Source organism: Weissella sp. LMG 11983, from assembly GCF_025908495.1.
GTDB classification, from domain to species: Bacteria; Bacillota; Bacilli; order Lactobacillales; family Lactobacillaceae; genus Weissella; species Weissella fermenti.
Map to the genome: position 1 here is coordinate 177039 of NZ_JAOZFD010000001.1, position 13325 is coordinate 190363.

12 protein-coding genes and 1 riboswitch are annotated in these 13325 nt (G+C 46.0%); of the genes, 2 read left to right on the forward strand and 10 right to left on the reverse strand.

The window, feature by feature from the left end:
- On the reverse strand, positions 1–1146 hold the full coding sequence (gene guaB, locus OIT45_RS01045) for an IMP dehydrogenase (RefSeq protein ID WP_199404148.1): 1146 nt from the start codon (positions 1144–1146) through the stop codon (positions 1–3).
- 77 nt (positions 1147–1223) lie between these two features.
- A riboswitch (purine riboswitch) is annotated at positions 1224–1322 on the reverse strand.
- A 191-nt stretch (positions 1323–1513) separates the two neighbouring features.
- On the opposite strand from guaB, the gene OIT45_RS01050 reads away from it, so the two are divergent.
- Positions 1514–2743, forward strand: coding sequence for a multidrug efflux MFS transporter (locus OIT45_RS01050; protein WP_199404149.1), 1230 nt, complete (start codon positions 1514–1516; stop codon positions 2741–2743).
- A 49-nt stretch (positions 2744–2792) separates the two neighbouring features.
- Here the strand turns inward: OIT45_RS01050 and OIT45_RS01055 are convergent, their stop codons facing one another.
- The 6 genes from OIT45_RS01055 to OIT45_RS01080 form a co-directional block, all read right to left on the reverse strand.
- On the reverse strand, positions 2793–3323 hold the full coding sequence (locus OIT45_RS01055; protein ID WP_242458262.1) for a DUF1361 domain-containing protein: 531 nt from the start codon (positions 3321–3323) through the stop codon (positions 2793–2795).
- 154 nt (positions 3324–3477) lie between these two features.
- A complete protein-coding gene (locus OIT45_RS01060) occupies positions 3478–4179 on the reverse strand; it encodes a YigZ family protein (RefSeq protein WP_199404150.1) in 702 nt (233 codons plus the stop codon).
- A 52-nt stretch (positions 4180–4231) separates the two neighbouring features.
- Positions 4232–5542 (reverse strand): GTPase ObgE, encoded by a 1311-nt coding sequence (obgE, locus tag OIT45_RS01065; protein ID WP_264339771.1) that lies wholly within the window; start codon positions 5540–5542, stop codon positions 4232–4234.
- Between the two features lie 94 nt (positions 5543–5636).
- Positions 5637–7430, reverse strand: a complete 1794-nt coding sequence (uvrC, locus tag OIT45_RS01070) for an excinuclease ABC subunit UvrC (RefSeq protein ID WP_199404152.1) — start codon at positions 7428–7430, stop codon at positions 5637–5639.
- Positions 7431–8191: 761 nt separating this feature from the next.
- Positions 8192–8383 carry a hypothetical protein gene (locus tag OIT45_RS01075; protein ID WP_003610714.1) on the reverse strand — a complete coding sequence of 64 codons (192 nt, stop codon included), beginning with the start codon at positions 8381–8383 and terminating at the stop codon, positions 8192–8194.
- A gap of 93 nt (positions 8384–8476) precedes the next feature.
- A complete protein-coding gene (locus OIT45_RS01080) occupies positions 8477–10402 on the reverse strand; it encodes a right-handed parallel beta-helix repeat-containing protein (RefSeq protein WP_199404153.1) in 1926 nt (641 codons plus the stop codon).
- A 150-nt stretch (positions 10403–10552) separates the two neighbouring features.
- Here OIT45_RS01080 and OIT45_RS01085 point away from each other — a divergent pair, with 150 nt between their 5' ends.
- On the forward strand, positions 10553–10684 hold the full coding sequence (locus OIT45_RS01085) for a hypothetical protein (RefSeq protein WP_264330235.1): 132 nt from the start codon (positions 10553–10555) through the stop codon (positions 10682–10684).
- A 52-nt stretch (positions 10685–10736) separates the two neighbouring features.
- Here the strand turns inward: OIT45_RS01085 and OIT45_RS01090 are convergent, their stop codons facing one another.
- The 3 genes from OIT45_RS01090 to OIT45_RS01100 all read right to left on the reverse strand — a co-directional run bounded on the left by OIT45_RS01090 (position 10737) and on the right by OIT45_RS01100 (position 13315).
- Positions 10737–11981 (reverse strand): ABC transporter permease, encoded by a 1245-nt coding sequence (locus OIT45_RS01090; protein WP_135797584.1) that lies wholly within the window; start codon positions 11979–11981, stop codon positions 10737–10739.
- Positions 11974–12876: an ABC transporter ATP-binding protein gene (locus OIT45_RS01095; protein ID WP_199404154.1), complete on the reverse strand. Its 903-nt coding sequence runs from the start codon at positions 12874–12876 to the stop codon at positions 11974–11976. Before OIT45_RS01095 ends, OIT45_RS01090 begins: the two co-directional genes overlap by 8 nt.
- 154 nt (positions 12877–13030) lie before the next feature.
- Positions 13031–13315: a hypothetical protein gene (locus OIT45_RS01100; protein WP_056972908.1), complete on the reverse strand. Its 285-nt coding sequence runs from the start codon at positions 13313–13315 to the stop codon at positions 13031–13033.
- Positions 13316–13325 lie beyond the last annotated feature (10 nt).

Below are 13325 nucleotides of genomic sequence, written 5' to 3' on the forward strand. Positions count from 1 at the left end.
CTAGGCTTGTGCGACAACGATGCGTGGTACTTGTGGCAAGCGCGTGTAATCAACCGCTTCCTTCATATTAGCCAAGTGTCCTTGGTTGACCATTTCATCAATCGTTGTTGCACCAGCATTTACCATGCCACGTCGAACGCCAACCAGCACGTTGTTCAATACATCCGTCAACGCACCCTTGTAAACTGTACGTGCTTCGATACCCTCTGGCACCATCTTGTTGGCTTCATTAACTTCACCTTGGAAGTAACGATCCTTTGAACCGTTTTCCATCGCAGCAATTGAACCCATGCCTCGGTATGACTTGTATTGGTGACCTGTTTGTTCATCAGTAAAGACTTCCCCAGGCGCTTCCAAGGTACCGGCAAGCATTGAACCAAGCATTACCGCGTTACCACCAGACGCCAAAGCCTTCACAACATCACCAGCATCCTTAATACCACCGTCAGCGATGATTGCCTTGCCATATCGCTTGGCCACTTCAGCGGCGTCAGCAATAGCAGAAATTTGTGGGACACCTACACCAGCCACAACACGCGTCGTGCAAATTGAACCAGGTCCAATACCAACCTTAACGACGTCGGCACCCGCATCGTACAAGGCAGCGGCGCCAGCCTTAGTTGCGATATTTCCAGCGATGATGTTCAATTCTGGGAATGCAGCACGCACTTCGCTAACCTTACGCAACACACCTTCTGAGTGACCGTGAGCAGAATCAAGCACGATTGCATCGACACCAGCGTCGACCAAGGCACCAACACGCGTCACTGTGTCTGACGTCACACCAACCGCACCAGCCACTAACAAGCGACCATTATAATCAACCGCTGCTTGTGGGTAACGGGCTGCATCGATTTCGGCTGCCTTGACCTTAGCAACTTCAGCTGCTTGGTCAGCAATCAACATGTTCTTGTGAACGACACCCATACCACCAAGCAAAGCCAATTGTGTTGCCAAACGGGCTTCAGTTACCGTATCCATTGCCGCTGACAACATGGGGATGTTGAGGTGCAAAGTTGGTGTTAGCGTCGTTGCCAAAGAAATATCGCTTTGTGATAAACCGTTAGTGGTGTTGTTTACCAATTGAACGTCATCAAACGTCAATCCCATAGGAACGAACTTATTTGTGGCTGAAAAGTGTGACATGAGAACCTCCGAATTTTGTGTAACAAAAAAGCATTTCTGGATACAGTGATCCACAAATGCTTACGAAGAGGGTTTTCTCTTGTTAGTCATTTGCGGATTGTCGCCACTTTAGGTAGGCGGTAGAAACTCGCTGGCCATTTTCCAGCAATTAAATCTGCAAGGACAAAAATGTCTTTTTTGAAAAAGTTATTGTTGAATATACTACACGACTTATGACAGATTGCAAGCCCTAGATACGAATAAAATAGTTTTAATATGATTTTACGTTCGGTTAACAGTTTAACGGCCAGCAAACTGCGTGATTATTCCGAAAAATGAGCGTACAATAGTTACTTGTAAAAAATAAATAGCGATTGAGGAGGTCATCATGATTCAGCGACGACTTTCTGGTCTCCCTACCTGGCAACGTAATTTGTACGTCCTTTGGTTTGGGGTTTTCATGACCGGAATTGGCTTCAGTGAAGTCATGCCATTCCTCTCCCTTTACGTCGACACGTTGGGGCACTTCACTAAGAACCAATTGACGTTCTACAGTGGTGCCGCCTTTGCGATTACCTTTTTGATGACGGCCATTGTCTCACCATTTTGGGGTAAGCTCGCTGACAGTAAAGGCCGTAAGCTAATGTTGCTCCGTGCTTCATTAGGAATGGCGATTGTGTTCTTGCTCATGGGAGCAGCACAGAATATTTGGCAATTGATTTTCTTGCGAGCCTTGCAAGGATTGTTTGGTGGTTTCATTTCAAATGCAAACGCCATGATTGCCACGCAAACACCAAAGGAACGCTCCGGCTATGCTTTGGGTCTGCTGGTTACTGGTGTGACCGGTGGAAACTTGTTAGGACCGTTCCTCGGGGGTGTGCTAGCTTCATTGGTTAGCTACCGTATTTCATTTGTTATTACTGGTATTATTTTCCTACTTGTTTTCACCCTAACACTGACAATGGTCAAGGAAGAATTCACACCAATCGAGCGTGGCGCTTCGCCATCTCGTAAGGAAGTCTTCCAAATGTTGAAGTTTCCAAAGCTTACCATTGTCCTATTCACCACCACGTTGATTATTCAAATGGTCAACCAATCAATCAGTCCAATTGTGGCCTTGTTCGTCCGCGAACTTAACCACGGTGCATCAAGCACAACCTTCTTAGCCGGCTTGGTTGCGGCGATGCCTGGAATTGCGACGATGATTGCCGCACCGCGCTTCGGTCGCATCGGGGATCGAATTGGGACAAATCGCATGATTATGATTGGTTTTGCATTAGCGTTCATCTTTATGCTACCAACCGGCTTTGTGACGGCAGTATGGCAATTGGTCATCCTACGTTTCATGATTGGTATTTCTGATGCGACGATGTTGCCTGCCGTGCAAACGATGCTGTCGAAGTCAACACCACGTGAAATCACCTCACGTATCTTTGCGTACAACCAGTCATTCCAATCACTTGGTGCGGTTGCCGGACCAATGCTTGGTACGCTAGTTGCAACATACTTTGATTACAACGGTATTTTCATGGTTAGCGCCGCTTTGATTGTGGTTAACGCCATTATCTTCGGTACCAATACACGTTTCTTGCGTCACGATGATGACGTCAACGACTAAAAAATAAAGGTCGATGTTACTCAAGATTGAGTATCATCGACCTTATTTTTTACTTCATTTTTCTAAGAATGTGGTACATCAACAACAATGCCAACTGCAAAGCCCCGAATGACATCACAAAGACAAAACTGTGCATGGTAAAGGCTTGTGTGACTTCCTGGATAACTGAGTGACCATTAGTCACAAGATCCCATGAGTTCAGACGCAAGAATCGGCCAAGATAAATTCCAAATGCCGATACCAGTGATAACACGGCATAAAATGCCACCGCCTCAATTCTGGCATCTTCACCAAGAAAACGTACCGCCATGATATGTGCAGATGAAACACCCAATAGCGTACCAATCATCACACCACTAGCCAACAGCGCATAGTTGAAGAACTGTGTCTCGGTCATCAATCCTGTCCCGATCGATGACAAATGACTGAAGTCCGTCAGCATATACATGGTATTTGGAAAGAAAATTAGCCAAACCAACGTTAGCACAACCACCATCCAACGCTTTAGTTGGCGATTTTTAATTAACAGCGATAAATCAAACGGGATTAACGCTAAAAAGACATTCCATATTAAAAACATGAAATTCGTCGGAAACAGCCACACTGTCAGCATGAACAGTGCCACCAATATATGAATTTCAACTATGCCCCGCTTCACATTTCTCACCAATCCTTTAAAACATCATATTTTTAAGTATACGACGTCAACATTAAAGCTAGCCAAACTTTAACGTTCACTTTAGTGACGACGTTTGTGCAGTGACACGCTTTTCGTACGGCACCTCAAACAAATCGACATCCCCGACTTCAACCGTCACTTGACCTGATAGCAAATCAGTCACGTCAGTCTCGAAACTCGTCATATCTTCATCAGATACCGGCACGACCAACGTCACACCAGTATCATATTGTGTATCCAAAATAACATATTCATGTTGCTCGAGCCAATATTTTAGCGGCTCATAATTCTTATAATCAATGCGCAACGACATCTTGTGACGTTGAATACGTTGCACCAAGCCAAGTTCTGCAATGCCACCAGCAACCGTACCCGCATACGCACGTACCAAACCACCGGCGCCCAACTTAATACCACCAAAGTAACGCGTCACGACAGCTGCGACGTCGTGCACTTCGTTGTTCTTCAACACTTCTAGCATTGGGACTCCGGCAGTACCAGCTGGTTCACCATCATCAGAATAACGTTGCACTTGGTCACGGTCACCCAACATGTATGACCAAACGTTGTGAGTGGCTTTATTGTGCTCTTTGTTAATGCGGTCAATAAATTCGCGCGCCTCTTCTTCAGAAGTCACACGCGCCATATTAACGATAAAACGAGACTTTTTAATGACTTGTTCCCAAGTATATTCATCCGCCGCAATCGTGACATACTGATCTGGATTGCTGACGTGTTCAGTTTGATTTCCGGCCATCATTTTCTCCTTTTCACACAAAAAGCCAGATGCAAGCATCTGACTTTTGATTTTACTCTTCGAATTCGAAAGCAAAGTCCAAAATTTGAACCGTGTCACCACCACGAGCACCTGCATCACGCAAGGCTTCGTCGACACCCATGAAGCGCAATTGACGTGCAAAACGCATCATTGATTCCGTGTAGTTCGTGTTCGTACGCTTGAACAAACGTTCGATTTCATCACCGTAAAAAATCCAAGTACCATCTTCATCACGATCGATTTCAAATGGCGTACGGTCTTCGGTGAACTCGTACAAAGCAGTCTCGTTTTCATCAGGTTCCATACCCTTAGGAATAAAGGCAGGTGTCTCATCCAACAAGTCGGCTGTACGTTGCATCAATGGTTCCAAACCTTGACGCGTCAATGATGAAATTGGCATAATCTCGACATCTTCTGGGACATCTGGATCAGCAGCTAACTTCTTCTTGAATTCTGCCAATGTCTCTTCGGCGTCTGGCATATCCATCTTCGTTGGCACGATGATTTGTGGACGCTCCAACAGTGCTGGATCGTACTCGGCCAACTCAGTATTAATCTTAACGTAGTTTTCGTATGGATCTTCTTCTGGATCGATACCTGACATATCAATCATGTGCATGATAACACGCGTACGCTCAACGTGGCGAAGGAATTGGATTCCCAAACCGACACCTTGTGAGGCGCCTTCAATCAATCCAGGCAAGTCAGCCATAACAAAATCACGACCATCTTCCAAACGCACCATTCCCAAGTTAGGAACCAGCGTCGTAAAGTGGTAAGCCGCAACCTTTGGCTTAGCAGCCGTTACAACTGACAACAACGTTGACTTTCCAACAGATGGGAAACCAACCAACCCAACATCGGCCAAAACCTTCAATTCAAGGGCAATGTCCAATTCTTCTCCTGGCTCACCATTTTCGGCAATTTCAGGAGCAGGGTTCGTTGATGAAGCGAAACGCATGTTACCACGTCCGCCACGTCCACCTTGAGCCACGACCAATCGTTGACCTTGCTCAGTCAAGTCACCAATAACGCGACCCGTCTCAGCATCAGTAATCGTTGTTCCTTGTGGGACCTTGATAATCAAATCATCGGCTGACTTTCCAGTCATTCCCTTTGTGGCACCGTTACCACCTGGCGTGGCCTTAAAGTGGCGCTTGTAACGGAAATCCATCAAGGTACGTAGTCCTTCATCCACTTCCATCACAACAGATCCACCGTGACCACCGTCACCTCCAAAAGGACCACCCATGTTGATGTACTTTTCGTGTCGGAAAGAAACGGCACCATCGCCACCCTTACCGGCCTTTACAAAAATTTTAACTTGGTCGACAAACGCCATCGTTTATGACCTCACTTTCTTTATTAAAGCTCTTAAAATATAAGCGCAATTTGACGCTTATCATTTTACAGTACTTAGCTCAGTTTGACCACCTTTAATCATCACTGTGTTGAATTGCTTGCAGTGAAATCTTAATAGCGTTGGCTACCTTCTCGGAAACACCGACTTCGCGCAGTTCTTCAATCGACGCATTGGCAATCTTCTTAAGTGACCCAAACTTAGTCAACAACTTCTGACGTGTCTTTGGTCCCACACCGGCAATTTCATCCAACTTCGATCCCAAAGAACTCTTTGAGCGGAGTTGACGGTGGAACGTGATGGCAAAGCGGTGCACTTCATCTTGAATACGTTGCAGTAGGAAGAATCCTTGCGATTTTGGATCCAAATTAACGTGTGGCTCACCCTCTTCACGCAACAAGTCAGCCGTCTTGTGTTGGTCATTCTTAACCATCGCCGCAACCGGAATCGCCAAACCAAGTTCATCTTCAATGACTTCACGGGCAGCATTCAACTGAATAACGCCACCATCCATCAAAATCAACTCTGGCATCTCAGCATGTTCCTTAAGCAAGCGCGTGTAGCGACGACGAATAACTTCCATCGTTTCGGCGCGTTCATCCGCGTGATCAACCGTCTTGGTCTTGTACTTGCGGTACTTATTCTTGTTTGGCACTCCGTCTTCAAAGACAACCATGGCCGAAACCATTTCTTCACCTTGGGTGTGTGAGTGGTCAAACGCCTCAATACGGTGAACGTGGTCAAGGCCTAACGCGTCCGCAATTTCTTGCATCGCCCCGTTCGTCTTCGACTCATTCATCTCCATCAAACGGAACTTTTCATCCAACACGATTTTGGCATTCTTTTCCGCCAAATCAAGCAAGTCACGCTTTTCCCCACGTTGCGGTGTGCGCACGGGCACATTCAACACTTCAGAGATAATTTGCTTATCCACCCCCGCCGGCACCAAAATTTCCTTTGGCAACACGGCATTCTTACGGTTGTAGAACTGCAAAATAAAACTCGTCAATTCTTCTTCAGCGGAATCAACTATGGCAAAGGTGCGCTTCTCACGTTTCATCAAACGCGCTTGGCGAATAAAGAATACTTGTACAGATAGCCACCCCTTGTCCATATAGAAATTGAACAAGTCACGTGGCGTACCATCCTTTGAGATAATCTTTTGCTTTTCAACAGTTGTCTCAATGAACTTCAATTGATCACGCAAATCGGCGGCACGCTCAAACTCAAGCTTTTCAGCCGCGTCAGCCATCTTGCCTTGCAAGACCTTCGTCACTTCCTTTGTATCCCCATCCAAGAAGCGTTGAATCTTCTTGATTTGATCCAAGTACTCCGTGAATGGCACCTTACGATAGCAAGGACCCAAGCATTGACCCATGTTGGCATACAAACATGGACGTCCTTGGTATCCGTTACAACGACGTAATGGATAAACCTTTTGCAAGAAATGCAAGGTTTCCTGCGCGGCGTACACGTTTGGATAGGGGCCAAAGTATTGGGCACCGTCTTCTTTGACGTCGTTGGCCAATTCAAGCTTTGGATCTGATTCGTGGGTAATCTTGATGTAAGGGTAGCCAGTTCCACGCTTCAAGCGAATGTTATAGTACGGCTGATACTTTTGAATCAACGTGATTTCAAGCAACAATGATTCCTTTTCAGAACTCGTGACAATGAAATCAAAGTCCGCAATATTCTCAACCAGCTGGGCTGTCTTACCAGTGTGTTCACTTTTAAAGTAAGAACGCACACGGTTTTTTAGGTTCTTGGCCTTACCAACATAAATGATTTTCCCATTCACATCCTTCATTTGGTATGAGCCGGGCAAATCTGGTAATAGCGCAAGTTTTTGTTCAATATGTTCTGACGCCATTCGCTTTTCCTTTCAAATAGTATTTACTTCATTATACGCCGAAATTCGGTTTAATTTAACCCCGGAGATTGGGTTCGGTTAAGTAGTTTGTGGTCTGTGTCCGTCCTATCGGCCGGAGTGACCTGCCCCTTCTGTAGGTTCGCTAACCCAAGCGGACCATGACCTGTGGGGAGCGGAGTCCACTGCGTTGCAGCGTACACCTTTACCTCCTCGTGGCTCTAAGCGGGAAACCCGCTAAGAACCCACACCCACGGGTCAAGGTCCACTTGGGTCTATACGCTCGGCGGGGCAGGTCACAGCAGCCAAGTAATACTTTGATTGTTTGATTTTCATCCACCGTGTTATTTCAAGGTGAACAGTTCACCCATTTGTTTTCCGGTAGATGTAAATCACAAACAGACTAGTATATCTTGGCTGCTAGCATGGCAGTTCGGGACTATCGGAGCGTTCAAATCAGGGCAACATGCCGCATGGCCGGCGCTATTCAGATAAGCCCCTCAGGATTAGAAGGATTAGGGAGAATTATTTGTCCCGCTGAATGGCGTCCGCGCCATTCGGTTGCCCCAATTTGAAATGGCCGCGACCGTAACGGAGCTCGCTCCGTAAAGGAAGTGTAGCCGGCATCCTTTGAAGGATGTAAGCCGGCTACTAGATAGTCCCGAACTGCCATGCCTCGACGCAACGCGTCGACACTCACTACCAACTAAAAACTGCACAAAAAAGCCACTAGGAAATCTCTCACTTCCTAGTGGCTTAAGGGTTTACTTTGTCTTGTAGACGTAAATCATTACGGCTAGTGACGTCATCAACAATCCAGCAATCACTTCGACTGTCTCGGTTGAAGATGGTGCCATTGTTGTTGCTGTCGTTGCAGCCAATCCCTCTTCGGCCATCAACCACAATCCTGATACCGTACCTGCAATCGCAAGTGATGCTTGTTGTGCGAACTTCATCTGTTCTTTCCCCTTTAAATAAATAATTGCTTCCGAAGTTGTATATTACGGTTCGTTTTTGAATTATTTATGAACTTGAAAACGTTCTCATTATTACCAAATGCGAATACGGTTTTCACCGACGACTAAGTTACCAACTGGTCCGGCTAATTCACGTTCGATTTTGTCACCAACCAAATCTTCATTCAAGACATAGTCGGATCCATCTGGTTGTTCAAACTCCGCATCTACCAAGCGTACCTTGCCCAACGTTTCTGACGTCTGGGTTGGCGCGACAAAATTCGTCACTGACTCTGGTACCGACAATTCTAGGTAATAAGCCTCACCTTGCTTCACCACATCAAAGTGTGGGTTCATTTCGTCAATCACGTTTGTCTTTTCCGCAGTCGTTGCACGGGCACCGTTCAAATAAACGTTATGTGACACATACATCGGTTGCTCAACGGTTTCGAATTGCTCAATATCAGTTGGGCGCGTCATGTGTACCGCATCAATGTACGCCTCAAGCGTTGTTGGCGCTTCGGCGAATTGGGCCGTACCTTGCACTTCCCACGCCTTGTTTGGTGTTCCAATAAACACGTTGTTATAAAAACGGTCATCCCCACCATACACACAAGCGTAGCCAGCAATCTGAGTTGAATGTGGTGTGTGATATGGCGTCGTACGGTTAAGGACCTTTTGACGCTTCATCGCACCAGCAATCAGGTTATTGACGAACGCGCCACCTTGGGCAAATTCATCAACCGCATTTTCAGAACCGAAGACATTATGATCAACCATGAATGGTCCGTGGCTCACTTCAACGAAGAAGTCACGATTATTGTGGTGATAAACGTTACGGTTAATGCGCGTACCTTGCGTCTGCCAATCCAACCACGTTCCCAAAACCGTATTGTGAATGTGATTATGCGTCAGTTGCACATCAATCGCAGCGTGCAACTTAATGCCAGCAACTTCCCAGCCGTGGTATTCACGCTTCAAGCCAATGTTGTAGATATGATTATCTGCAATCGTTGAGAAGACACAACCTAAGTGGCCCACGATACCATTTTGACCACAGTCATAAATCTCATTGTTTCGGACAATGTGTGACCCAATTGTTTCCTTGCGCCAACCATGATTATTAATTGCTTCAAACACCGTTTCCAATTGATATTGGTAGCCTGGCTTATCGCGACGATGCGTGTAGTAGTTATCGCCTGATGCACGTTCCTTACCAAGCGAAATACCACTGGTCTTAGCATCGTGGATGCGATTATTCTCGATAATCCAACCCTTGCTCCAATGCGCACCAATCAAGCCAGGTTGCTCTGCAGTCGGTGGCGTCCAAGGTGTTGCCGCTTGAGCCATTTCGAAACCACGCACCGTGATGTAATTACGGCCAATTTGGCTTGGATAGAACACATATGGACGCACGTTCATTTCAATCAAATGCTCTGACGGCTTAATGTCATGAAAATTCGCATAGATGGTTGTGACGTCATCTGTCACTTCCGCAAACCACTTGTACTTGGTACGCGCTGGATACGGTTCCGCAATTTCCTCATCGGTCATAAAATCATGCACGTGATTACGCTCTTCACCAGCATCAACCTCAGCCAATGATTGCGCTTCGTACATTGAAACCCCATCAATATAAATGTCCGCCGTGTGCGTCTTGCGGTTCAAATTTGAAATGAGCCAATCCCCATTTAGCTCATCGTCAAACGGATTGAACTCGCCAAACACCTTGTTATCCACGATTGCCTTATAGACCGAACCAGCAATCTCTTCCCACTCAGTAACCACTTCTGAGCCCTTGATAACCACCTTTTCGCGTGGCGCTGCTTGATAAACAATGCGGCGTCGGTCGCTTAACCCAGCATTCTTTGGATTCACCCATTCACGGTATTCCCCCTCGTGAACGATGACCGTGTCACCTGGTTGCGCAATTTGCGCAGCGTGATTAATCGTCAACAACGGACGTTCTGCTGTCCCGTCGTGATGATTATTTCCTGTTTTTGCAACGTGAATCTGCATTTTTCCTACCCCCATGAAATCACTTTTGCCCCTCTATCATAAACAAAAGTGACGCCTATCTAACGGCAAAAAAATGAATTTATTTTGACGACAAGCCCCCAGGTAAACGTGGTATACTATTGGCAACGATATTTGATGGGGGAAAGCTAAATGCCATTGCAAACTAAGCGTACAGATGAATTGAGCAAGCAATTTGATGACTTGTTCGTTATGCCCGAAGTTAAGGATGATCAAAAGGATCGTTTCTTGGGTAAGAAGGAAGAAGAGCAATTGAAGCAATAATCTGCTCACGAAAAAACGTCGATGACCATAATCGGTCATCGACGTTTTTTGTTTAGTCTTTTGTTTTAACGAACAAGCCCTTCAGACTAGCCAAAGCCGCCTTCGTGATATTACCGTCGTTGTAAGTCAACACATTGCGCTTGTAGACACGCAAGCCAAACATGCTGATGAATACCAACACAATCACCTCAAGTACCAACGCAATCGCGGCATCCCCCATCGTCGCATATTGCAAACCGAGACGAGCTGGCATCAGCGTTTGTGAAATGAATGGCACGTATGACAAGATGTTCAAGAACGTATTGTTTGGTTGACCTGACAACGTAAACGTTAGCACATAACCAATCATCGCCAAGTATGTGATTGGTGCGACCGCTTGTTGCACCTGGCTCAAGTCATTTACCATTGCTGCAACAATCGCTGTAAGCACCATGTACATAAAGATGGCAACCAGTGCGATTAGCAAGGTCATAATGGCAAAGCCAGCATCAACGCCTGCCAACAATTCCTTAATCATCTTCAAGTACTTGTAGTGTGGCGCAAAGACGTTAACTAGCAAACCGGCAATCACATACAACAAACCGTGTGTCAACGCCAAACCGGCAATACCACTCAACTTACCGAAGAATTGCACGGCTGGCGATGTCGCAGCCAACAAGATTTCCATGATACGCGATGACTTCTCATTAGCAATTTCTTGCGCAATCATACTAATGTATGACGTCAAGAACACGAAAATCAAAATACCAATGGCCGATGCCAAAGCCGTGTTGGCAGAATTGGCAACCGCACCACCCGCTGATTGCCCCTTGTCACTTTGCGTCGTGGTCTTCAACACCGGTGGCGTCATCAACTTTTGCAAATCCGCGCCTGACAAGTTGATTTCAGCCGCTGTGTTCAACATTGAAAAGCTCGTCAAGTTGGCTTTCAACTTCGTTTCTGAAACTGATTCACCGTCCGCTGACGCAACCAATTGGAACTTTGTCTCGCCAGTCTCCTTCAAGTACGCATCAAGCTTACCTTTGCGTAAGTCAGTCTTAGCTTGTTTCTCAGAAGCCACTGACTTTACCTTTGCACCCAGACCATCTGTTTTTTTCAAATAAGTCGTTAGTGCTGGTTGATTAACCACCCCAACAACCGGTGTCTTGTGACTTTGCGTAGCCGTAATGATAAAGGTGATTCCTGCGATAACACCCACAATCAATACCGGTGCCAAGACTAATGCCCAATAACCAAATGACTTAATACGCGTTAGGTAGGTTTGGCGAGCTACTAAGAATAATTGTCGACTAGTCATTTACGCCACCTCCTTGCACTTCACGACGGAAAATCTCATCAAGGGTTGGCGCCGTTTGGGCAAACACTGGCACATAACCATCTTGTGCCACTGTGCTAAACACTTGGCGACCAACTTCAGCGTCCGTCAAAAGTACCTGACGACCAATACCTTGCGGCTCCACTGACACCACACCATCAATTGCCAACAAATCCGCATCTGACACTGGTGACTCAATATAGATTTCTGTACGCCCAAATGATTCACGAATCTCATTTGTTGCACCACTCAAAACCGTTTCGCCATGACGCAACATTGTGAGGTAGTCAGATAACTTTTCAACTCCGGACATATTGTGCGAACTGAAAATAATCATTGCGCCGTCTTGCTTCAAGTGCTTAATCTCGTTCATCATCAATTCCGTGTTCACCGGATCTAGCCCTGTGAACGGCTCATCCAAAATCAAAAATTCTGGGTGGAAAATAACGGTCGAAATTAACTGGACCTTTTGCGCATTACCCTTAGAGAGCTTTTGGACTTTGTCAGTCGTCTTACCAACGACATCCAAACGCTTCATCCAGTCTTGCAAAGACGCCTTCGCATCAGCACGTTTCATGCCGTGTAGCTCAGCAAAGTACATCACTTGTTCTTCAATCGTTAACTTTTGATACAAGCCACGTTCTTCCGGCAAAAAGCCGATGCGTTGCTTGTCAGCTGACGTAATCTTGTGACCATCCCAAGTGATTTCACCACTCGTCGGCTCAATAAAATCCAAGACCATGCGGAACGTGGTTGTTTTCCCCGCCCCATTTTGGCCAATCAAGCCCATAACTTCACCCGGCTTGATTACCATATTCATATCCCGAACTGCTAATTTATCACCAAACTGCTTGTTCAGGTTTTTTAATTCAATCATGTAAACTACTCCCTATTTGTCTGACATGTTAATACCATTGTACCCAAGCCCTATGAATAATTGTATTAACTTTATTCTTTTGTTAGAAAAATACTGTCACAGTTCAAATAAAAAAGGTCGCATCCCCCGAAAGGAATGCGACCTCCATTAGGCATTATGCCCAGTTAATTTCATCTCGTTGCACAAGTTGGAAATCAATATTTGCCATACGTGCGCGTCCAGTTGGGTTTTGCCCATGAACTTGCAAGTAGAAACGAACGTCAGCGTCATCACGCATCTCTGCAGGTGACAACACAACGTCGTGGTCATAGTGCAATTGGAATCCCTTGAGCTCTGGCACATACGTGTATAGACGACCAACATCGACATCAAAATCAGCGCGGTACATTGCTACCAATTCGACGTCCGTTGCTGGATTTGTTAAATCATAACGAATCATCTGACGGCCT

What these genes read in the sequence shown, in the direction of transcription:
- OIT45_RS01060 (WP_199404150.1), bottom strand. Translation starts at nt 4,179, where the DNA reads ATGGCCGGAAATCAAACTGAACACGTCAGCAATCCAGATCAGTATGTC.
- OIT45_RS01090 (WP_135797584.1), bottom strand. Translation starts at nt 11,981, where the DNA reads ATGACTAGTCGACAATTATTCTTAGTAGCTCGCCAAACCTACCTAACG.
- guaB (WP_199404148.1), bottom strand. Translation starts at nt 1,146, where the DNA reads ATGTCACACTTTTCAGCCACAAATAAGTTCGTTCCTATGGGATTGACG.
- OIT45_RS01085 (WP_264330235.1), top strand. Translation starts at nt 10,553, where the DNA reads ATGCCATTGCAAACTAAGCGTACAGATGAATTGAGCAAGCAATTTGAT.
- obgE (WP_264339771.1), bottom strand. Translation starts at nt 5,542, where the DNA reads ATGGCGTTTGTCGACCAAGTTAAAATTTTTGTAAAGGCCGGTAAGGGT.
- OIT45_RS01050 (WP_199404149.1), top strand. Translation starts at nt 1,514, where the DNA reads ATGATTCAGCGACGACTTTCTGGTCTCCCTACCTGGCAACGTAATTTG.
- OIT45_RS01075 (WP_003610714.1), bottom strand. Translation starts at nt 8,383, where the DNA reads ATGAAGTTCGCACAACAAGCATCACTTGCGATTGCAGGTACGGTATCA.
- OIT45_RS01055 (WP_242458262.1), bottom strand. Translation starts at nt 3,323, where the DNA reads ATGTTTTTAATATGGAATGTCTTTTTAGCGTTAATCCCGTTTGATTTA.
- OIT45_RS01080 (WP_199404153.1), bottom strand. Translation starts at nt 10,402, where the DNA reads ATGCAGATTCACGTTGCAAAAACAGGAAATAATCATCACGACGGGACA.
- uvrC (WP_199404152.1), bottom strand. Translation starts at nt 7,430, where the DNA reads ATGGCGTCAGAACATATTGAACAAAAACTTGCGCTATTACCAGATTTG.
- OIT45_RS01095 (WP_199404154.1), bottom strand. Translation starts at nt 12,876, where the DNA reads ATGATTGAATTAAAAAACCTGAACAAGCAGTTTGGTGATAAATTAGCA.
- OIT45_RS01100 (WP_056972908.1), bottom strand. Translation starts at nt 13,315, where the DNA reads ATGATTCGTTATGATTTAACAAATCCAGCAACGGACGTCGAATTGGTA.